At 29.9% G+C, this 22371-nt stretch carries 19 protein-coding genes and 1 pseudogene; 13 read left to right on the forward strand and 7 right to left on the reverse strand.

Features of this window, described 5'->3' with window-relative positions:
• Positions 1–97 precede the first annotated feature (97 nt).
• Positions 98–424, forward strand: a complete 327-nt coding sequence (locus tag D2A34_RS06105) for a DUF1904 domain-containing protein (protein WP_079441925.1) — start codon at positions 98–100, stop codon at positions 422–424.
• Positions 425–481: 57 nt separating this feature from the next.
• On the opposite strand, the gene D2A34_RS06110 is transcribed toward D2A34_RS06105, so the two are convergent.
• Positions 482–1675, reverse strand: a complete 1194-nt coding sequence (locus D2A34_RS06110; protein ID WP_119366041.1) for an HD-GYP domain-containing protein — start codon at positions 1673–1675, stop codon at positions 482–484.
• Between the two features lie 538 nt (positions 1676–2213).
• Here D2A34_RS06110 and D2A34_RS06115 point away from each other — a divergent pair.
• From D2A34_RS06115 to D2A34_RS06125, 3 genes are all read left to right on the forward strand, one after another.
• Positions 2214–3092, forward strand: coding sequence for an AraC family transcriptional regulator (locus D2A34_RS06115; protein WP_119366042.1), 879 nt, complete (start codon positions 2214–2216; stop codon positions 3090–3092).
• A 408-nt stretch (positions 3093–3500) separates the two neighbouring features.
• Positions 3501–4352, forward strand: coding sequence for a zinc metalloprotease HtpX (locus tag D2A34_RS06120; RefSeq protein WP_119366043.1), 852 nt, complete (start codon positions 3501–3503; stop codon positions 4350–4352).
• Positions 4353–4404: 52 nt separating this feature from the next.
• A complete protein-coding gene (locus tag D2A34_RS06125) occupies positions 4405–5733 on the forward strand; it encodes a hemolysin family protein (RefSeq protein WP_119366044.1) in 1329 nt (442 codons plus the stop codon).
• A 38-nt stretch (positions 5734–5771) separates the two neighbouring features.
• On the opposite strand, the gene D2A34_RS06130 is transcribed toward D2A34_RS06125, so the two are convergent.
• Entirely contained in the window at positions 5772–6638 is an 867-nt protein-coding gene (locus D2A34_RS06130) for a galactose ABC transporter substrate-binding protein (RefSeq protein WP_279221616.1), read from the reverse strand.
• 495 nt (positions 6639–7133) lie between these two features.
• Here D2A34_RS06130 and D2A34_RS06135 point away from each other — a divergent pair, with 495 nt between their 5' ends.
• The gene (locus tag D2A34_RS06135; RefSeq protein ID WP_079439109.1) at positions 7134–8096 is read left to right on the forward strand and encodes an NYN domain-containing protein; all 963 of its coding nucleotides are present in this window, start codon (positions 7134–7136) and stop codon (positions 8094–8096) included.
• Between the two features lie 463 nt (positions 8097–8559).
• Here the strand turns inward: D2A34_RS06135 and D2A34_RS06140 are convergent, their stop codons facing one another.
• Positions 8560–9837 carry an MBL fold metallo-hydrolase gene (locus tag D2A34_RS06140; protein WP_119366045.1) on the reverse strand — a complete coding sequence of 426 codons (1278 nt, stop codon included), beginning with the start codon at positions 9835–9837 and terminating at the stop codon, positions 8560–8562.
• A 150-nt stretch (positions 9838–9987) separates the two neighbouring features.
• Between D2A34_RS06140 and D2A34_RS06145 the strand changes: the two are divergent.
• The 8 genes and pseudogenes from D2A34_RS06145 to D2A34_RS06180 form a co-directional block, all read left to right on the forward strand.
• Positions 9988–10788 (forward strand): annotated as a pseudogene (locus tag D2A34_RS06145) (ABC transporter substrate-binding protein); the annotation flags it as partial.
• A 34-nt stretch (positions 10789–10822) separates the two neighbouring features.
• Positions 10823–11590 (forward strand): ABC transporter ATP-binding protein, encoded by a 768-nt coding sequence (locus tag D2A34_RS06150; protein ID WP_119366047.1) that lies wholly within the window; start codon positions 10823–10825, stop codon positions 11588–11590.
• A complete protein-coding gene (locus D2A34_RS06155; protein ID WP_119366048.1) occupies positions 11583–12413 on the forward strand; it encodes an ABC transporter permease in 831 nt (276 codons plus the stop codon). The genes D2A34_RS06150 and D2A34_RS06155 overlap by 8 nt, the downstream gene beginning before the upstream one ends.
• Before the next feature lie 313 nt (positions 12414–12726).
• Positions 12727–13083 carry a CidA/LrgA family protein gene (locus D2A34_RS06160; RefSeq protein WP_079439044.1) on the forward strand — a complete coding sequence of 119 codons (357 nt, stop codon included), beginning with the start codon at positions 12727–12729 and terminating at the stop codon, positions 13081–13083.
• A 39-nt stretch (positions 13084–13122) separates the two neighbouring features.
• Positions 13123–13845 (forward strand): LrgB family protein, encoded by a 723-nt coding sequence (locus D2A34_RS06165; RefSeq protein ID WP_119366049.1) that lies wholly within the window; start codon positions 13123–13125, stop codon positions 13843–13845.
• Positions 13846–14318: 473 nt separating this feature from the next.
• The gene (locus D2A34_RS06170; RefSeq protein WP_119366050.1) at positions 14319–15161 is read left to right on the forward strand and encodes a YitT family protein; all 843 of its coding nucleotides are present in this window, start codon (positions 14319–14321) and stop codon (positions 15159–15161) included.
• Positions 15162–15355: 194 nt separating this feature from the next.
• Positions 15356–16501, forward strand: coding sequence for a hypothetical protein (locus D2A34_RS06175; RefSeq protein WP_119366051.1), 1146 nt, complete (start codon positions 15356–15358; stop codon positions 16499–16501).
• A gap of 465 nt (positions 16502–16966) precedes the next feature.
• Positions 16967–17485 (forward strand): methyltransferase family protein, encoded by a 519-nt coding sequence (locus D2A34_RS06180; protein WP_119366052.1) that lies wholly within the window; start codon positions 16967–16969, stop codon positions 17483–17485.
• Positions 17486–18037: 552 nt separating this feature from the next.
• Here D2A34_RS06180 and D2A34_RS06185 read toward each other — a convergent pair.
• The 4 genes from D2A34_RS06185 to D2A34_RS06200 all read right to left on the reverse strand — a co-directional run bounded on the left by D2A34_RS06185 (position 18038) and on the right by D2A34_RS06200 (position 22327).
• Positions 18038–18643 (reverse strand): flavin reductase family protein, encoded by a 606-nt coding sequence (locus tag D2A34_RS06185; protein ID WP_079439039.1) that lies wholly within the window; start codon positions 18641–18643, stop codon positions 18038–18040.
• 102 nt (positions 18644–18745) lie between these two features.
• Positions 18746–20062 (reverse strand): D-alanyl-D-alanine carboxypeptidase family protein, encoded by a 1317-nt coding sequence (locus D2A34_RS06190; protein ID WP_079439038.1) that lies wholly within the window; start codon positions 20060–20062, stop codon positions 18746–18748.
• 165 nt (positions 20063–20227) lie between these two features.
• Positions 20228–20950 (reverse strand): type 1 glutamine amidotransferase, encoded by a 723-nt coding sequence (locus tag D2A34_RS06195; RefSeq protein ID WP_119366053.1) that lies wholly within the window; start codon positions 20948–20950, stop codon positions 20228–20230.
• A gap of 18 nt (positions 20951–20968) precedes the next feature.
• Positions 20969–22327: a Mur ligase family protein gene (locus D2A34_RS06200; protein WP_119366054.1), complete on the reverse strand. Its 1359-nt coding sequence runs from the start codon at positions 22325–22327 to the stop codon at positions 20969–20971.
• Between the last annotated feature and the right edge of the window lie 44 nt (positions 22328–22371).

The following is a 22371-nucleotide window of genomic DNA, read 5'->3' on the forward strand; positions in this document are numbered from 1 at the left end:
AGTTGAAATTATTGATAAAAATGAAGATTCTATTATTGAAATTGAAGTGAATTTAAGTAATGAATAAGACTAAATTAACAAAAGAGGTGATGTATATATGCCAGTATTAAGATTAAGGTCAGTAGACGAAAATAAGGCTTGCGCTATAAGTAAGGCTTTAATAGACGAACTACAGGAGCTATTACAATGTCCAAGAGATTACTTTAGCATAGAGCTTGTTCAATCCAAATTTATTGCAGATGGTGAGTTTGCTTTGGGATATCCAATGGTTGATGTTTCATGGTTCGATAGGGGACAGGAAGTTCAGGATACTGCAGCAAAGATTATTACAAAATATATAAATTCAATTGGATATGAAAGTGTCGATGTGATTTTTCATAACCTCGAAAAAAGCAGGTATTATGAGAACGGTGAGCACTTCTAAAAAGGAAACAAATCTTAGCTCGTAAAATCAAAGCTAAGGTTTGTTTCCCTTTGCATATCATACAACATTTTCATCAGCCTCTATATAAATATTGGTATCTTCTAAAGCATTTATAAATATGTCTACTAATTCTGAATTAAATTGTCTGCCTCTTTCTTCTTCAAGTATATTAATTGCTTTAGTATAACCTAGACTTTTTCTATATACTCTATTAGTCGTGATAGCATCAAAAGCATCAGCTATTGATATAATTTGTGATCCTATAGGAATCTTATTGCCTTTTAGGTTATCTGGATATCCGCAGCCGTTGTACCATTCGTGGTGATGTTTTATAATAGTAGCGATTTCTTCGAAACCGTTAATGTCACTTAATATGCCGAAGCCTATTACAGGATGCATTTTCATTTTATTATATTCTTCATTAGTAAGCTTACCTTCTTTTTTTAATATGTAATCATCAATTCCAACTTTACCTATATCGTGAAGGCTGGCACTTATAAGTATCTTTTCCTTTTCAGTTTGGTGAATATCTAAATTATCACATATGATTTCAACATATCTCATTACATTTTCAGAGTGCATGCCTGTATAATGATCTCTAGCATCAACTAACTTGGCTAAAGCTTTTAATGTAGAAAGAGTGATTGAGGTTACCTCATTTTTAAGCATATATTCATTAGTGATATCATTAAACATAAGCATAACGTGATTTATTTTGGAATTACTTTTAGTTACTATTGGATTAACATAAATATTAAGAACTTTATTCTTTTTAGTTGAATATGGAGTGTAATACTTGTTAAAAAGATTCGATGATTTGCCATTAAAAGAATCCTGGATAAGTTTATCTAAGTTGCATTTTTTAACAAGATCAAGCCATAATATATCTGCATTTAATGAGTCTTCATAGTTTAATATTTCTTTCATAGTAGGGTTTAAGTAATCTAAGGTGCCGTTCTTGTTAAGAATAATAATTCCACATGGGTTAATATTAACTATTACCTCGGTTAGTTTTTCGGAAATTTGATATTTTCTGAAAAGAGTTTTATTGGATGTTATTAATTTTCTCATGAAACAAAATAAATTTATGGAAAGCCATGTTAAAAAAAAGATTTGAAATTTCATCATTTTCATTTCTGTTTTTATATTTTCATCTGTAGAAATAGTAATAAATAATTGAACCAATATTATAGATAATATTGAATTAAGAAATATATTATATACTATTATATTTTTAAATTTATAAACCATTGGTAATTTCTCCTCTTATAAATAAACTAGATATTTTATCATTATGTCACTTCCTTTAAAGTATCATTAATTTTAAAAGTGAAAATTTATTGCAATCTTTAATATTTAATCTTTTATGTTTGAGTTATATTTTTTGTTTTTATAATATGTATTTCTATATATAAGCAATATACTTTTAAGATATTACCACATATTTCATTTTAATTCAACAATATTTTCCAATACTAGTCAAGTGTTAATATTAATTTATCATTATTTTGTTAATAAATTAATAAAATAAGCTTAATATATAAATAAGAATAGAAATAGTTAAACGTATTCGACAATTAATATAGGAAACCTACTTGTTTGGTATTAACAAAAAAGGATATTTATATAAAATAATAATTAATCAGAGAGTATTTTTATAAAAAAAACTGCAATCTTGTTTTAGGGAATTTAAATTAATGTAATAAATTAATCCTACATAATTGTGCAAGAATAGTCGGATAGGTAAATATAATTTCTGATATTATATTGATGAAAGGAGAGTTGTTAAATGGATTCGTTGAAAAAAATGAATGAAGCATTAAATTATATTGAAGAGAATCTTGATGGCGAAGTTGATTCTAAAGAAGTAGCAAGACTGGCATTTTGTTCAGAATATCATTTTCAAAGAATGTTTTCTTTTCTTGCAGGTGTTTCGTTATCTGAATATATTCGTAGGAGGCGTCTTACCCTAGCGGCTTTTGAACTCAATAATTGCGATATAAGAATAATTGATTTGGCTGTTAAATATGGATACAAGTCAGCAGATTCATTTACAAGAGCGTTTCAAAGTTTACATGGAATAACGCCATCAGAGGCGCGGTATAATGGAAAATCATTAAAAGCTTATCCACGAATGACTTTTCGATTATCAATTGAAGGAGGAAATGAAATGAACTATAGAATTGAGGAGAAAGAAGCATTTTATATAATTGGAATAAAAAAGAGGGTGCCTATAATTTTTAATGGAGTAAATCCAGAGATTGCTAAGATGTGGCAGAGTCTTACTGTCGAAAATATTAATAAATTAAAAGAGTTATCTAATACAGAACCAAAGGGATTAATAAGTGCATCTTTAAATTTTTCAGAAGGACGAATGGAGGAAAAAGGAGAACTTGACCATTATATAGGTGTGGCAACAACAAAGGAGTGTCCGGATAATTTATCAAAACTTGAAGTTGCTGCCTCAACATGGGCAGTATTTGAAGCTGTAGGACCATTTCCAGATACATTACAAAACGTTTGGGGCCGCATTTATTCTGAATGGTTTCCGGCTTCAAACTATGAACAAACACAAGGACCAGAAATCCTATGGAATGAAAATAAAGATGTAACTTCATCAACTTTTAAAAGCGAAATATGGATACCAGTTAAAAAGATGCTAGCATAGATAGATTACAACAAATAGAATATTAAAATATCACATTATTTAGAATGATTTATTACAACCTAATAGATCATTCTTTTTTATTATATATGTTTAAATTTAAATACATATAATAAATACTTAATAATACTTTAACAAATATCTTGTAATGTGGTATTGACTAACGCAAAGTATCAATGTATGATATTGTATATATAATCTATGAAGAAATAATTGGTTATATAATGAAGATGCATTGATATTACGTTGTATAATCTCAATGAAAAATTAGATTATCTTAGGAGACAAGCTGTATTTACATTGTTATAGAGAGAATTTATTTTGAACTATTTATATAATTTCTTTAATTTTATAGACATAATTATAAAGAAATTTATTGAAATATTTTCGTAATTAAGGGAGGAAAATAAAATGAGTGGATTAGGAAATCAAATTAAAACTTTGCTTTTGATGAGTAGTTTAACAATATTAGTAGTATTAATAGGAGGGGCCTTGGGTGGTCAATCAGGTATGATGATGGCCTTGATATTTGCACTTATTATGAATGGAGGCAGCTACTGGTTTAGTGATAGAATTGCTTTATCTATGACTGGAGCTAAGCCATTATCAAGAAACGATAATATTGAAATCTATACTATGGTGGAAAGATTGACATCAAATGCTGGAATACCAATGCCAGGACTTTATATTACACCTTCTATGCAGCCTAATGCTTTTGCAACAGGAAGAAATCCTAAACATTCAGCTGTTGCTGTTACACAAGGATTATTGAATATACTAAATCGTGAAGAATTAGAAGGCGTTATTGCTCATGAACTGGCACATATTAAGAATAGAGACGTACTTATAAGCACTATTGCAGCTGTAATGGCAGGAGTAATTACAACAATGGCTAATTGGGCTCAGTGGGCATTAATGTTTGGCGCAGGTGGCGATGAAGAAGAAGGCCCAGGATTCTTAGCTGCTTTGCCGGTAATAATTTTAGGACCTATTGCAGCTATGCTAGTACAGATGGCAGTATCACGATCTAGAGAATATCTTGCTGATAGTACAGGAGCAAGGATTGCAGGGCATAGCAGAGGACTCTCAAATGCATTACTGAAGTTAGAGCAGGCCTCTAGAGCGGTTCCAATGGACGTCAGCCCTGCAGCAAGTCATCTTTTTATAGTGAATCCATTAAGTGCTAAGAGATTAATGAATTTATTTAGTACGCATCCATCTACTGAGGATAGAGTTCGCAGGCTTCAGGATTCAAACTTATAATCTTAATTAAAATTGATTAAATTAAAACTTTATTATTTTGGAGGAAGTATTTATGGAATTAGACCCCGAACCGACGAGTATAATGTCACAGTTAATTTTAATAGCTATTTTAACTTTAATTAATGCATTTTTTGCATCAGCAGAGATGGCTATAGTATCATTAAATAAGAATAAAATAAAGTTTCTTGAGGAAGAAGGAAACAAAAAAGCAAAACTTTTATTAAAGCTTATGGAAGAACCAACTAACTTCCTATCTACTATACAAGTAGGTATAACTCTTGCAGGATTTTTTAGTAGTGCTTCGGCAGCAACAGGAATATCAGAAAGTCTTGCTGTTTATCTGAAGGGATTAAATATTCCCTACAGTGGACAAGTTGCTTTGATAGTAGTTACAGTTGTATTATCTTATATAACATTAGTATTTGGAGAACTTTTTCCTAAGAGAATAGCACTAAAAAAAGCGGAAGCTATTGCAATGTTTTCTGTTAAGCCAATAACATATATATCTAAGATAGCAATTCCGTTTGTAAAACTACTTTCAGTATCAACAAGTGTATTAGTTAGATTGGTCGGATTGGATAAAGACGATTTAGAGGAGAAAGTATCAAAAGAAGAAATTAAGTCTTTTGTTGAAGTTGGACGAGAACATGGGGTTATAAATCAAACTGAAACAGATATGATAAAAAGCATATTTGAATTTGATGATAAATTGGCCCATGAAGTAATGACTCCAAGAACAGAAGCATTTACGATTGATATAAAAAAACCATTAAATGAATATTTAGATAAGTTGATAGAAGAAAGATATTCAAGAATTCCTGTGTACGAAGATGATATTGATAATATCATTGGGATTCTTTATATTAAGGATTTACTTAGTGAAGCTCGGAAGTATGGGTTTGAGAATGTGGATATTAGAGGTATATTACATCCGCCACATTTTGTTCCAGAAACTAAAAAGATAGATAAATTATTTAAAGAATTACAAGAGACTAGAAAACATATGGCTGTCTTAATAGATGAATATGGAGGATTTTCAGGAATAGTTTCTATAGAGGATTTAATCGAAGAAGTTATGGGTAACATAGATGATGAATATGATGAAGATGAACCGGCTATAGAGAAGATAGATAATAATACATTTATAATACCAGGTATGCTTTCAATTAATGATTTTAATAATTATTTTGATGTAGATGTAAAAAGTGAAAATTATGATACAATGAGTGGATTTATTGTTGAGACTATTGGATATATTCCAAAGAATATAGAGGAAAAACATATAGAATATGAAAATTTATTTTTCGAAATAAAAGAAATAAAAGAAAAGAGAATTGAAAAAATAAGACTTTCTCTTAAGAAAGAAGAATTGGTCTTATAGTTATAATAAAGATGCCTTGTGGGTAATGCAAGACATCTTTATTTTTTTATATATACGTAATAGGGTATTTTAATTGTAATTCCTGTTTCGTCGTAGTTATAATCGGTGCCAGCAATAGGGTCTTTTCCAGAAGCTAAATTCATTGCTACATCGAAAATTGCCTTTGCATGAAGTTTAGAATCTTGAACAATAGTGCCAGTCATAAAGCCTTGATCAATTAATTTCTTAGCTTCAGGTACGCCGCCGAGTCCGACAACAGGAATATATTTAGATTTGTCACCTTTGTTGAAACCATACTTTTGAAGTGCCTCAATTGCACCTATTGCCATGTTATCATTATTAGAAATTATAGCTTCGATTTTGCCATTAAAAGTTAAGAGTTGTGATTCAATAGCTGTCTTTGCACAATCTCTTTGCCAATTACAAAAAGTTGAAAAAAGCTCTTGGTTTTTTATTCTATCGTCATTTAGTGCACGAATAGGATATTTACTCCTGCCTAATGTTAAGAGGTTGTCGGGTGGACCTTTTAACATGATATATTGTATTATATCATCTTTGTTTTTATCTAAAGTATCTTTATGAGACTTCCATTCATTCGCTAAGATTTCACCTTCTAAAGTCCCACCTTGTTCAGTATCTCCAACTATAATGACAGATTTAGGATAAGTTTTAACAAGGTTTGTCAATGCAGATGTAGTAGGGAAAAATAAAATTAAAGGGAGCTGCGCGTCAATAATTTTATTAAGAGTACCACTGATTTCATCTTCATTAGAACTAATTGGAGCTACAACAAAAACATCAAAATTTGAGCTAAGTTCCATAGCAATATCATCATTTTGAACAGATTGATTTGCTTTTCCATCGAAAATGGTGAATTTGATTTTATCTTCATTTTCTTTTTGAATCTCTTATAAGCTACTTTTTAAACCAGAATTAAATGCATTGCTTAGATCCACTAAGAATACACCTACATTAATTGGCTTTTGAGTAGTGATTTTTATGCAAGCATATGCGGTATTCTCAATGACATGTAATAGTAATATAGAAACTATAATGAATGATAATACCAAGAATATTGATAACTTACCGAAAGAGAAGATGCTCTGTTTCTCGGTTGCTGGATAAAATAACTGTGGATTTCTACCAGTAAAAGATTAAGTATTAATTAGTCTATCTATATAGGATTGGCCATTGAGAATTATATATTACAGTATCTATAGTGAGCGGCATCATGACAAATTTGACTAATATGATATTAATTATTATCGAGAGACCCTATAATAATATTAATAGATAATATGAATAGCTTGTAAAAAGGTACAATTATAATATAATATTTATATGGAAATAAATTCAAAGAAAATTATGAAATACTATATTGAATAGTAAGGGGATACATTATGGAAGAATTAACAATTGCGTTATTGATAGATTCAGATAATATTGGAGCAAAACATATTGAGAATATACTAGGTGAGCTTACAAAGTATGGAAGGGTTACAATTCGGAGAATGTATGGTGATTGGACTCAGGAGAGGTTAAAACCTTGGTTAGAAAAATCTTCACAGTTTTCACTTACTCCTATAATGCAGTCTAATGATACTTCTAGAAAAAATGCTTCAGATATAGGGCTAGTTATTGATGCCATGGATATATTATTTTCAGAGAAAGTAAATGGTTTTTGTATTGTGTCAAGTGATTCGGATTTTAATAAACTAGCAAAAAGACTACGTGAGTCTGGAAACTTGGTTATTGGTATGGGAGAACAAAAAACACCAGAATCATTTAGGGCTTCTTGTGAAAAATTTATTTATTTAGATATTATAAATGAAGAGATAGAAACGGAAGATGAAAAATTAGAGACGGCGCCAAAAGATAGCGAAATCAGGAATAAACATTTTGAAGAGGAATCTTTTACGAAAAAAAGTATAATAGAAAAAACTATTATTAATATGATTTTAGACAGTAATATAGATACTATGCATCTTGGAGAAATAGGGCAAAGGATAAATAATATGTTTCCAGATTTTGATGTGAGAAATTATCATTATACAAAATTATCTGAGTTGCTAAAAGAATTTGATAGTCTTTATTTAAGTAATAAAGAAAACAAATACTGGGTTTCTATAAAAAGTATTATGCCAGAGAATATTAAAGAAATTGAAAACAAAATAATTATGATATTCAATAAGAAGCGAGTAGCAAAAATGAATATTGGAGAGCTGAAAAAAGAATTATCTAACATTATCCCTAATTTAGATATAGTGATTAAGAAAAGTGGAGTTACTAAGTTTTCCCTATTCTTAGATAAGAAAATCGGCGTTATTAAAATTAGTGGTTATAATGCTCAGCTTATTAAATAGGCTATTGATATCTAAACTAAAACTTAGAATTATGCGATAGCTTACCGAAATTATAAATATTTTTGCTCCGAAAAACTATAAAAATATCGCTGAAGGTTCTAAGTTGTAAGTTGCATCCATTTTAGCATGCTCCCACCTTCGGTGTGACAAGCTAAAGTGGAATAACCTACAACTAATAACCTTTGACAGCTCATTTTTAAATGTTTTCTTCGTATTATGCCCCTTGTGGGTACAATAATATTTATAATTTCTAGTGAAGATATGAGCTTGAAGTTTTAGCAAATTTGTAAATATATTTATCTAATAAGTCTAATTCATAAATTGGATATCTATATACGAAACAAAATAATAGAGAAGAGTTTAGAGTGGAGGAAAAAGATTACCATTACCCCTGTGTCGTGAAACGCGTAGTAGGGCAATGGTGGTTATTACCTTAGCTTTTTTAGCATATCTATCGAGTATTTTAGTTCTCTATATTCCAATTTTCTTCTGTTGCATATATTGAAACTCCATCTTTTTTACTTGTTTCATATATATTAACGCCACTTGAAATTAAATTAGTGTAAGCAGAATTTTTACTTATATTTTTATTTTTAAAGCTATCTCCATTTATGCTCTCAGCAGACCTGCTTATGACACCAAACGATGGTTTAACATATCTGATAAAATCTATTGTTGAAGATGTGTCGTATCCATGATGTGGTACTTTTAACACATCAACGTCTGATCCGTTTAATAATTTATTTTCAGTAAAATCTTTTTCTGATCTCCATTCCATATCGCCAGTAAATAAGACTTGTAAGTCTCCGTAATTTAAATATATGATTGAAGATCTATCATTCCAGTAATCTATTAAACTTTCACCTCTTATTGGTCTAGGTTCAAAATCCTTATCAGATTGAATGAATTGCAAGATATTATTTTCATCTATGAATTGCTTTTTTTCAATAGTTGTAGTTTTTATCTTATATTTGTTGGCATAATCTATTATACCTTTATACATATCATAATCTTTTCTTAGTACTTCAATGATATAAGGCATTTCTTTAGTTAAATCCATGCCAGCATACCAATCTTTTGTTTCTGGAATATTAGGAAGATACACTTTCTTAATATTAAAATTGTTAAGAATTGTAATTAATCCACCCATATGGTCTCCGTGAGGATGTGTAAGTATAACATAATCGATTAACGGCTTTCCATTATCGTTTTTTAAATCTTGTTCTTTTAAGAAACTTACAATTTTACCAGAATTCTTGAATTCTCCAGTGTCGATTAATACTTTTTCGTCGTTTGGAAGTTTGATGTATATGCAATCTGCATCTCCGACACTTAAGAATTTTATAAATAAATTATCTGTCATTTCTACAGAACCTTTATATTCACCTGAATCATCAAAACTCTCCATCTTGCCATTGATAATAATATTTCCAACTGCTAGGGAACTATCTGCTTTTACATAATATTTTTTGTTATCGATGGTAATCCATTGATTAGCAGCCATTACACCATTGCTGGATGAGTAATATTTCTTATTATTGTGTTCATAAATTCCAGTTTGAAGCCTTCCAGTCTCGTCAAAACAATACCAATTATTGTTTATGAAAGTTTTAGTAAATGTAAATCCACCATGACTATTAATAAAATCTTTTTTTAAATAAGAATCAACTCCAATAGATAAGAAACATAAAGCAAGCATAATAGGAATTAGTTTGGGTATTTTTACTATATTTTTTTGCATCTTTACAGTTGCCCCTTAATACCTTTATTCATTAATTATATTATTCTTTGAATTTAGAAAGGTTGCAGTATTAACTAAGACATAACGAAACATTAACACAATCCTAAAATTAGAATTTTTTATCTTCATCGCAAGTGAGTTCAAGCACCACAAGGTGCTGATAAGACTATGCAGGCAGTATTAAGCAAATCAGCAGATATTGGTTTCTGTGGACCTGAACAAACTATTTACATCAACAATCAAGGAAGAGAAGACTATCCAGTACTTTTCGCACAACTTACTCAAAAGGATGGATCATTCTTGGTTGGAAGAACCAAAGATGATAATTTCAAATGGGACAATATCAAAGGAAAAAGTGTTATTGGAGGAAGACCTGGTGGGGTTCCAGCAATGGCTCTTGAATATTCGATGAAGAAAAACAACATTAATCCTAAGACAGATGTTAATATGGTTACTAATATTGATTTTGCTGCAACTGCAGGTGCATTTAAAGGTGGTACTGGAGATTATGTAGCACTTTTTGAACCAACAGCATCTACTCTTCAAAAAGAAGGAACAGGAAATATTCTTGCATCAGTTGGAGAAGAATCAGGTTTAATTCCATATACTTGTTTTTTCAGTACAAAATCATATATGGATAAGAACCCACAGGTTATTCAAGGATTTACTAATGCGATTTACAAGGGACAAGAGTGGTTCTTTAGCCATAGTACAGAAGAAGTTGCAGACAGCATAATTGAATATTTCCCAGGAACAGATAAGGATACCATTATGACTGTTATTGATAACTATAAGAAGATTGACGCAATAGCACACACACCAGGAATTAAAGAAGAGAATTTAAATAGACTTATGGATATAATCTCAGATTATGATGCAAGTTTAATGCCACAAAGACCTGAATTTAGTAAGATAGTAGATAATTCTTATGCTGAGAAGGCAGCTAAATAGCAATAACATAAAGATGAGAAGGTGGTGATTGCATTTGAGCTTGTTACAAATATCAAATATATTCATGAATTATCATTCAATTAAGGGAGAAACTCAAGCTTTAGATGATGTTAATTTTAAGGTGAATGATGGTGAGTTTATTTCTATTTTAGGACCATCAGGATGTGGAAAATCTACTTTGCTTAATATAATGAGCGGATTATTAGAGCCTTCAAATGGTCACGTATTATATAAAGGTGAAGATATTAAAAAGAACTTAGATAAAATAGGGTATATGTTTCAAAAAGACCATCTTTTTGAGTGGTATACTGTTTGGGAGAACGTTATTCTCGGATTAAAAATAAAGAAACAATTAAATAATGAATCAAAGGAAAGAGTAAGTGAATTACTTGACTCTTATGGATTAAGAAGGTTTAAAAATCATTACCCAAGTGAACTTTCAGGAGGAATGAGGCAGAGGGTTGCCCTTATAAGAACTTTAGCATTAAATCCGGATGTACTTTTTCTAGATGAACCATTTTCTGCTTTAGATTATCAGTCACGTCTTTTAGTATGTGATGATGTTCACAAAATAATAAAGTCAGAAAAGAAGACAGCAGTAATGGTTACTCATGATATTGCAGAAGCTATTTCTTTATCAGAGAAAGTAATAGTGTTATCTAAAAGACCATCTAAGGTAAAAGTAGAAGTACCTATGAACTTTGCAGAAGATGATTTAACTCCATTTCAAAAGAGAAAAGCTCCTGAGTTTAGCGATTACTTCAATAGATTATGGAAGGAGTTGAATCAGGGAAATGACTAAAAGTCACGAAAAAGTAAAAGAAGCAGATCTAGTTTCTAAAGAACATGAGGAATACTTAAGAAAAATAAAGAGTACTAAAAGAAGAATTGTAATTACTAGAATTCTTATACTAGTAAGTTTTATAGCTCTATGGCAAATAGCTGCAAATCAAAAATGGATTGATCCGTTTTTGACCTCAAGCCCTGCAAGAGTAATTAAATCATTTGTATCTTTATATGAAGATGGAAGTTTATTTAAGCATATAGGTGTAACTTGTTATGAGACTATTTTAGGATTTTCTTTAGGAACGATTCTAGGTGTATTAATTGCAATAATACTATGGTGGTCTCCAATGATATCAAAAATATTGGATCCATATTTAGTAGTATTAAATGCACTTCCTAAAGTTGCTTTAGCACCAATTATAATTTTCTGGATTGGGAACGGAATGCCAGCAATAATTGTTATTGCACTATTGATATCAGTTATAACCACAATTATTGGTGTATTAAGTGGCTTCAACGAGATTGATAAAGAAAAGATTATGCTTATGAACACATTTAGAGCTTCAAAGATACAAATTCTGAGGTATTTAATTTTCCCATATTCGATTCCAATATTTATCTCAGCTTTGAAAATTAATGTTGGATTATCCTGGGTAGGCGTAATCATGGGTGAGTTTTTGGTAGCTAAGAACGGACTTGGATTCTTAATAGTATATGGAGGACAAGTAGCTCAGTTAGATATGGTTATGATGAGTATAGTCATACTTTCTATAATTGCCTTTATTATGTACGAAGTAGTTTCATTAGTAGAAAAGAGACTGGTAAAGGACAAGAACTAAAAAGACTTGAAGTTTATATTTAATATCATGATGCAAAAATGATATTTATAACTAGGGCTTTCTAAAATGGATTCAATATATTTTGTTATAGATCAGAACAAAATATATTGTAGAAAACTTCATTTTTAAGATAAGCCCTAGTTTTATATTCATATTTAATGTTTAATGCTAAAAATACGCCAAGATAAGGATATTTGTCCAAAAGGTAACCTTTACTTTAGTAGAAAAGACGTTTTACTTATGGGATTAATAGTGGTAAATTAATTTGTATAGGAATAACATGAAAAAACTCGAATAATGGAGGATGATAAAGTTGAAATTATTTAGAGAGGCATTAATTATACTTGGAATTTATTTGTTTGGGGAATTATTATCTTCATTGCTCCATTTGCCAATACCAGGGAATATCCTAGGAATGATAATATTATTTATTTTGTTGTACACAAAAGTAGTTAAAGTAGAGAATATTTCTAATGTGACAAATTTTTTATTAGATCATCTAGCATTCTTTTTTATTCCAGCAGGTGTAGGGCTTATGGCTTCAATTGGAATAATAAAGGCAACTTGGTGGCAGCTTCTTGTGGTATGTTTACTAACGACCATTATAATAATTGGAACAACAGGAGTTGTAGTACAAATTATTTCTAAGAAAAAAAATAAAAATATTTAATTTAGTCTACAAGAATTTTTCATACGTGAGGTGATATATATGGATATAATAACAAATAATGTTTTATTTGGTTTAGTAATTTCATTAGCTGCCTTTGAAATAGGGATATTTATTAATAGATATACAAGAGTACCTATTTTAAACCCGCTACTTATTGCAATAGTAATAGTAATTGGAATTTTATTGGCATTTCATATAGATTTTAATACATATAACAAAGGTGGCCAGTTCATAAATATGTTTCTTGGGCCTTCAACGGTAGTACTTGCGGTACCTTTATATAGGCAGCTTGATTTGCTTAAAAAGAATGCAAAGGCTATTTTAAGTGGAATATTTATAGGAAGTGTTGTAGGAATTTTCTCTATAATTGGAATATCACATTTAATAGGATTAGATGCAAGCATAATAAAATCATTAGTCCCTAAATCAGTAACAACACCTATAGGAATATCAATAAGTAATCAATTAGGTGGATTAGTGCCAATAACAGTTCTTGCTATTATATTTACAGGGATAATTGGAGCTGTATTTGGACCAACAATATGCAAAATATTTAAGATAAAAGATAAAGTTGCAGTTGGAGTTTCAATAGGCACTGCAGCCCATGCAGTTGGAACTAGCAAAGCATTAGAGCTCGGAGAAGTAGAAGGGGCTATGAGCAGCCTTTCTATCGGCATAGCTGGAATCATGACAGTAATCATTGCTCCAGCAGCGTATAATTTAGCAGTATTTATTTATCATACTTTTATTATGTATAAATAAATAACATGAAACTTAAGTTTATGTGATAACTTACCGCAAGGGAGTAGACTCTGTTATCTCGGTTGCTATAGAACTATTCTAAATGCAACACTGCATAAAAGAGACTACTCCCTTTCTGGTGTTGATATATTCATTGACATAAAGCAGTTATATGTGGTGCTATTATATTTACAGGAATAATGGGAGTGGTATTTGGACCAAACATATAAATATATGCTTTGAAATATAACCTAACTAGAAATAAGTAGCATGCTTTTGTGGAATGTTTCATAAGGAATTTTTGTGGTAGTGATTTCTTAGAAACTTGAACAAACGTATGCTACTTATTTTAGTAAGTTATACCTTTCGAATTAGTTAATCTTTTTAGTGAAATATTTTAAAAGTGAGGAATATATATGTTGAAATATGAAAAAAATAGTAATATACTTAGAAATTGTAGTTATTTATAAATTTAATTAATGGGGGAGGTACATATGAAAAAATTAAAAGAATACGGAATTATAACCATAGGGGTAGCATTAGTAGTAGTCGCATTTGAATTCTTTTTCTTTCCTAATAAAATAGCTTCTGGAGGGGTGTCTGGATTAGCATTAGTAATTAACAATATCCTTGGCTTTGATACAGGAATTGTTATGATAGTATGTAATGTTATATTATTTATACTAGGATTTACTCTTATTGGAGGAAGTTTTGGAATTAAAAGTTTATATGCAGCCTTTGGATTATCTTTTGCCTTAGCGGTTATGGAAAAGATATATACACCAGTGGCATTTACAGATAACTTAGTGCTTGCTTCAATCTTTGGAAGTGTACTTTTAGCATTGGGGACCGCAATTATGCTTACTCAAGATGCAACAACTGGAGGAACAAGTATTATAGCAAAGATCTTAAACAAGTATGCAAATATAGATTTCGGTAAAAGTCTTTTGATATCTGATTCTGTTGTTGTATTGCTTGCAATGTATACTTTTGGAACCGAATTAGCTTTATTTGGTTTATTAAGTATATACTTAACAGGAAATTTAATTGATAAGTTCATAGATGGACTTAATATGTCAAAGCAGGTCATGATATTTACTAATCATGAGCATCTTATTTCAGATTATATAATTAACAATATAGATAAAGGCTGTACAGTATTTTATGGAAAAGGTGGATATACTGGGAATGAAAATTGTGTTATTTTGACTATATTGAAAAGAGGACAGTTTATTAAATTAAAGCAATTTATTAGAAACAATGACCCAGAGGCTTTTATTACTGTAAGTGAAACAAGTGAAGTTCTAGGTAAGGGCTTTAAAAGTTTAGAGAATTAAGATTTCATAAAAAATACAATTATATAAGAGTGCTATTAAGAATGGCACTATCAAAGAGGTTTAGCAATATTTACTTCTTGATTATACTCTCAAGTGCAAACTATAATTATGTAAGGTAGATAAATCGTAGAGAACGAATAATTAATTGATTGCGATTTATATAATTATTATAGAATGTGGGAGACGGTGTAGATATGGCTTACGAAGATGAATTGCTTATAACGTATGGATTAGGGTATGCTTTTGAAAAAAGTAAATTATTAATTGTTTCTGAAATTGAAGAAAAAACTATATTAAAAAAAGAATTAGATATTATGGAAGAGATAAATGCAATTAATAAATTTAAGGAAGAGTTAGATGCTAAATGTGATTTAAAGTTTCCTAAAAGTTATCTTTCAAATGTAGAAGAAGCTTTAGAAGAAAAATTATCAAAAATAATACCCATAATTACATCAATAAAAGCCAAAAATGCAAATAGACAAGATAATTTAATGGATGAGTACATAAAAAGAGATTTGAGTCAAATGAGATTGAGAAAAGAAGGCTATGTACAAAAGGATTCAACTTTAATTAAAGAGTATTTAGATAATTGTGATAGGGCTTCAAATGCAAATACTGAAAACAAAGAACACAAATCTTTAAAATATAATAAAGTTATTTTAAAAATCATATTAACAACGAATTACGGGAATGATTTTAGTCGTTTCTTAACCAAACAAGGACAAGCCGGAATTATAGATAATACTACAGAAAAATATTTAGAAAACATACTTAAGAACGACTATTTAGTAAAAAAGAAATATAATGAATTAGATTTTTTAAATTTGTTACTATTCCTTGAAGAGTGGGAAAGTAAGTATTTTAGTTGGAACGAAAAGTATACAAGCCTAATGTATTCAATAAATAAAGATGGAAGAAAATATAAAGGCTCCAAATCAGAGATAAAAGATTATGTGATTTCTTTCCTAAAAGAAAAAAAATATCTATACGTTCCTTTTGGAAGATATAATGAAGATAACATATTTATAACTTTAAATGACGAAAGATACTGCAATAAAATTGCAGCTAAAACAAGTGGTGAAGATACAAAAAATAATCGTAAATATGTGCTTTTAGAGAAAAAAGAAAGTAATTTATATCAAATAACTTCAAGTGACTATGAGGAAATTGATTTAAATTATAACACAGAATTAGGATACTTACTTTCTTATGAAAATGATAATGTATATATTTCATTAGCTAAATATAACAAGATAAATGAAAAAGTAAGTATTGCAGATAAATACGATAAATTCAAACCCGAAATGCTTAAAGCCTTAGAAGAACATTTTATTTTATAAAAGTATACCGGTCGAAAGAAATGATATTCTGTTGCTCGGTTGCTAGAGAAAATAACCATGTATTTCTATCAGTAAAAGTTGTACCCATTCCTGCATGCTCCTAAGCGAAAGCTTAGGACAAGCAAAAATGGAACAACTTTTACTGAAGAAATACTATAGCTATTTTCTCCATGCAACACTGCGCAAAAGAATATCATTTCTTTCTGATGTGGTATATATTTTTTAAGAGATGATTCAAGTTTATATTTACTTAGGCTATGTTTCAAATCAGTGTTGAAAAGGGGTATATCATTCATATGCCAAAGTAAAAGATTTAATAAATAGAGAACCAATATATGTGTGATATTTTGTAAATTGTGTTATGATAAGTGTTATACAGAACTATAATCTAATGAACAATAGTTATAAAGGCGAACTAACTAAAATAGAAATGTTATAGAGCAAAAAAATAAAAGGTGGGGTAAAATGAATGCATTTTTGACAGTAATACCACTAATACTTATTAGGTATGGGATTTTAAGTATATTAGACAAAGAATCACTTAAACGTGCGGGTTTCTTTGCTCCATTAATCGGAAGAGAAAAAGTAGCATTCTGGGTTTATCAAATTACAACAGTCCTTATTTTACTATATCTACTATTACTCAAAATAAAAACTGACTCTGATTGGTTTTACATAGGTTTAGTAATATATAGTTTAGGAATTATTTTATATGCTGTATCTGTAGTAAATTATGCTAAGCCTAAAATGAATGGAATAAATTTAAGCGGATTATACAGAGTATCCCGCAATCCTATGTACATTGCATATTTTATTTATTTTTTAGGGTGTGTATTGCTAACACATTCATTGATATTACTTGCGTTATTAATCGGTTTTCAAGTATCAACACACTGGATTATTCTTTCAGAAGAAAGATGGTGTATTAAGAAATTCGGAGAAGAATATATAAAATATATGAATAAAGTGAGGCGTTATATTTAGATAGGTATGCTATAACTCTATTATTTAATTTATGGTTTGTGTTCTTCTTATATTATTCACCAAGGAGAAGAGTTAAAATGTCATAAATCTCTAATATTGAGTATTGTAGGTGGACAATACCGCCTATAATTTTTAAAAGGCTATATTTCAACATTATATTAAAACATAGCTTTTACTTAAAATCTTCAATACATACTACAGTCATGTATTTGATCTCGGTAAGTCATCACATAAGTCTAAGTAAAGCCTTGGGCATATAATTGATACTAAAACTATTAATCTGATTTATGATTAGAGATATATCATTCCAGAAATAGAATGTACTCTTTTACGCAGTGTTGCATTGAAAAAATGGCTATAGGTATTTCTTCAGTAAAAGTTGTTCCAGTCCTGCTTGTCATTAGCTTGCCTAAGGAGCAAGCAGGACTGGTGCAACTTTTACTGGTAGAAATCCATAGCCATTTTTTCTAGCAACCGAGTAACAGAGTACATTCTATTTCGGTTAGTTTATCTCATAAACCTAAGTTACGTATGAGGTATCTGTATGTACATTTACTTAGAAGACTTTTCAAGTCTTCTGCGTTTTTTTGTTTTCTTTTTCATTACTGAAAATCCAAAGGAACCAATTGGTTTCTTTGCTAGTGGGAAATATTCGCCATGACAGTAAGACATCATATTTGCATTTTCAAAGTGAATTTTTCCTTTGTCATCGAATAAATCTTCATTAACGTGAGAGCCAACTACTTCAGCTATAAACATATCATGAGTACCAAGGGGAACTATGTTAGTTACTTTACATTCAATATTTACTGGGCATTCGTCTATATATGGAGTTGAAATGTTATGACTTTCTTTTAAAGTAAAGCCCATTTCAGCTATCTTATCATTTTTCTTTCCTGATCTAACACCACAATAGTCAACTTTTTTTACTAAATCTGAACTTGGCATATTTACTACAAATTCCATGGTTTCTTTGATATATTCATAAGACAATCTCTCAGGTCTTATAGAAATATAAAGCATGGGAGGCTTAGTATTGATAGTACCAGTCCACCCAACTGTAAAAACGTTAGTTTTACCAGCTTTATTTTTAGAGGTGATTAAAACCACGGGTACTGGATTTAAAATTACACTTCCTTTAAAATCGACTTTATTCATCTTAATTGCTCCTTTAAACAAAGGCACCTTCAAGAATAATTAGGAAATAGTCAGCCTAGTTATTTGAAGATGCCTTATAAATTGTATAAAAATAAGTAATTGTTATCTTCTTCTATTTGAACGATTATAGTAACTTCTTTTCTTTCTACGTCTTGAATTAGCTGCCATGTTTTTAATTAGTAAAACTAAAGTAATAATGATAGCTAATATAACTATCGTAGATATATATATTAGTAAATTATCTTTAATTAAATCACCAAATGAAAGAGCTACTGTACCAGTGACTTCTTCGTTATGATTTCTTGTGCTATAAGTAAGCTTAGTATTTTTATTAAAAAGCAAATCCCATGCACTAGAATCAGTACCATTAAAAGTTATTTTAGACTCTTCATCATTTATGTCATTTTTATAGTAATTAACATCTTGAGTTAGCTTTACTGGGACAGCAATAGTCTTTGTAGGTCCCAATACAACAAAAGGTTTATATTTTACTTCAGCAGTTCCAACGCTTTCGCCATTAGATTTATAAATTTCCTTGTTAGCAGAATAGCTATAATTCATAATAGCATCCATATCGTTAAACTTTGTCATATCAGCATTATCAATTTGTCTACTCTTTAGTACAACACCAATTATTTTTCTGCCATCTCGTTCATAAACAGTAGCTAAGCATCCACCTGCTTCATTAGTAGTTCCGGTTTTACCACCAATATTACCATTCTTACCAAGTGTTAAATTTCTATTCTCTAAAATTATCTTAGAATTTTTTAGTGTTATTGGAGCTTTTTCAAGTGCCATAGTGTCTCGTTCCCAATCATTTGCAAAAGCAGCTTTTGTAATTAATGAAAGGTCGTAAGCTGTAGTATAGTGATTTGGATCATGCAATCCATTAGGTGTAATAAAGTTACTGTTATTTGCCCCAAGTTCTTTTGCCTTTTTATTCATTAACTCAGAAAAAGACTTAGAGTCCCCTGCAACATTATCTGCGATTACATAAGCAGTATCATTACCAGAGAATAAAAGCAATCCTTTCATTATGTCATCTGCTAATACCTTATCACCAGGCTGCATAGTATTATGCATATAGTTTAGATTCAAAGAATATTCAGGTTGTTCTTTAGCTGTCTTGGTGTATTCAAGCTGATCTGTTTTCTGCTTGCTTTCAGAAAGCAATAAACCTGTTAAAAGCTTAGTTGTACTGGCTGGGTATCTTTTGCTGTCAGCATCCTTACTATATATTACTTCTCCAGTTTCTAAATCCACAGTTATAGCTGATTCAGCTACAATATTAGGTAAACTCTGTGCAGATGTTTCTGTTTTTGATTTGGAAGTTTCTGCAGAACTTGCCATTGTTAATGGACTAAATAAAGAAAGAGAAAAAGTTAATGCTAGAGCTTTTAATATTAATTTTTTATTCAAGTCAAATCTCTCCACTTCTATTTAGGCATATTTAAAATTCACTTGTTTTGGACATGCCTTATATATTAAAACATTTTTAGTATAACACTTATGTAAACTTATAACAATAAATCAATTACTGAAAGTTACATACAATATGTGACAATTTAAAGTGATCAATTAGAGCTATTTTAATCTCTCAATAATAGAGCTTTTAGCTTTTAGTTCGAAATCATCATTTAACGACTCAAGCTTTACATCATCGCCATATTTCTTCTTTAAAGCTAAAGTCAAAAGTCTATCAGCGAATTCAGGATTCTTAGAAAGGAAAGAACCATGAAAGTATGAGCCAAAAGTATTTTTATATATACATCCTTCATTACCATCTTCACCATTGTTTCCATATCCGTGAATGCATTTTCCAAGAGGAGTATGGTTGTTTATATAAGTTCTTCCTGAATGATTTTCGAAACCAACATAAGTTTCGCCAAACTCTTCATTAAATATTTCTGTGTTTCCAATAAATCTATTGTCTCCACCTTCAGTATAGATGTCTAGAATACCAAGACCATTTATCTTTTCGCCGTTTGGTGCAGTATAATATTTACCTAGTAACTGATACCCACCACATATAGCAAGAACGACTTTACCATCTTCAATATAACTTGTAAATGAATTTCTCTTTATTTCATCCAAATCATTAGAAACAATAGATTGTTCATAATCTTGACCACCACCAAAGAAGATTATGTCCACATTTTCCTTGTCAATATCTTCACCTAAGGAGCAGTTAACTATATTTACATCAATACCTCTAAGAGCAGCCCTATGCTTTAAGATAAGCACATTACCTACATCACCATATACGTTTAATAAATCAGGATATAAATGACAAATTGTTAATTCCATAATTTTCACCTCCTATAATTACCATAACTTTTCAATATAGCCTTTTGAATGAAGATACTTTCTATAATTAATCATTGCTGTGTAAGTTGCAAGTATATATATTTTTTTAGAGACAGAATTCTTAACTTTATTTGTTAATTCCTCGTAATCCTCTTGTAAGACAAATTTATCAACATTTAAACCAGCAACTTTTAATCTAACAGCCATATCGTACATTCTAACACCCGAAACAAAAATATCCTCTATCTTAAGAGTTGAGATTTTTTCAAAATCAACATCCCATATCCAAGAAACATCACGACCATCAGCATAATTATCATTTAACATGAAGACAGCTGAAAATTCATTTTGGTTAAGGGCAAGAGTGTCGAGAGCTTGATTATATCCAGCAGGATTCTTAACTAATATAATTTGTATATCTTTATTTCCTATGGTTATTTGCTCTTGTCTACCAAAACTTGAACTTTGATTTTGAAGAGAAGTTTTAATTACTGAATCTTCTACACCAAGTTCTTTTGTAATAGCAAAGGCACATAAAGCATTATAAATATTATAAGCACCTGATTGACTTATGAAAACTTCAGTATCGTTAATTGAAACAGAAGAATTTTCAGGAGTTAAGTCAAAGATTGTATTCACAGCATAAGCTAAATCTGAACGCTTATAACCGCAGCTAGGACAATAATAATCTCCCAAGTGATTATATGTAACTAAGTTATATGAATAAGGAGCTTTACAAAATTTACAGAACTTTGCATCAGCATTTAAGTCTAAGGTCGTATTTTCTTTTATAGGAGTGTTAAAACCGTAATAAACTACTGGATTTTTAACATCTAATTTTCCAAGTAAAGATTCATCTCCATTTAAAACTAATTTAGATTCTGGAACTTTTGTTACACCTTCTAATATCTTAACTAGAGTAGTATACACTTCCCCATAACGATCTAATTGATCACGGAAAAGGTTAGTTACTGTTATTATTTCAGGAGTTAGGTGTTCTGTAATAAATTTAACGTTGGCTTCGTCAACTTCTATTACGGCATAAGGATTTTCTTTCTTTTTGAAAAAAGAATAATTTGAAACAAAACAAGCTACAATTCCAGGATACAGGTTTGCACCAGTACTATTTGTAATGACATTAAATTTGTTTTCTTTCAAGATATTATAGATCATACTAGTAGTTGTTGTTTTCCCGTTAGTTCCAGTTACAAGAATTACCTTATATCCTTTACTAACTTTTTTTAAGATCGATTTATCAATTTTTAATGCAATTTTACCAGGGAAATTACTACCGCCTTTTACGATATGCTTTGCAGCAAAAGCAGTAATTTTTGATAACAATATGCTTAAAATAGACTTAATATTAATTTTACTCACCGCCCAATTTTAGTTATATATAACAATGATTAACATAATAAACT

Origin of the sequence: Clostridium chromiireducens (assembly GCF_003575225.1) — a bacterium.
Lineage (GTDB): Bacteria > Bacillota > Clostridia > Clostridiales > Clostridiaceae > Clostridium > Clostridium chromiireducens.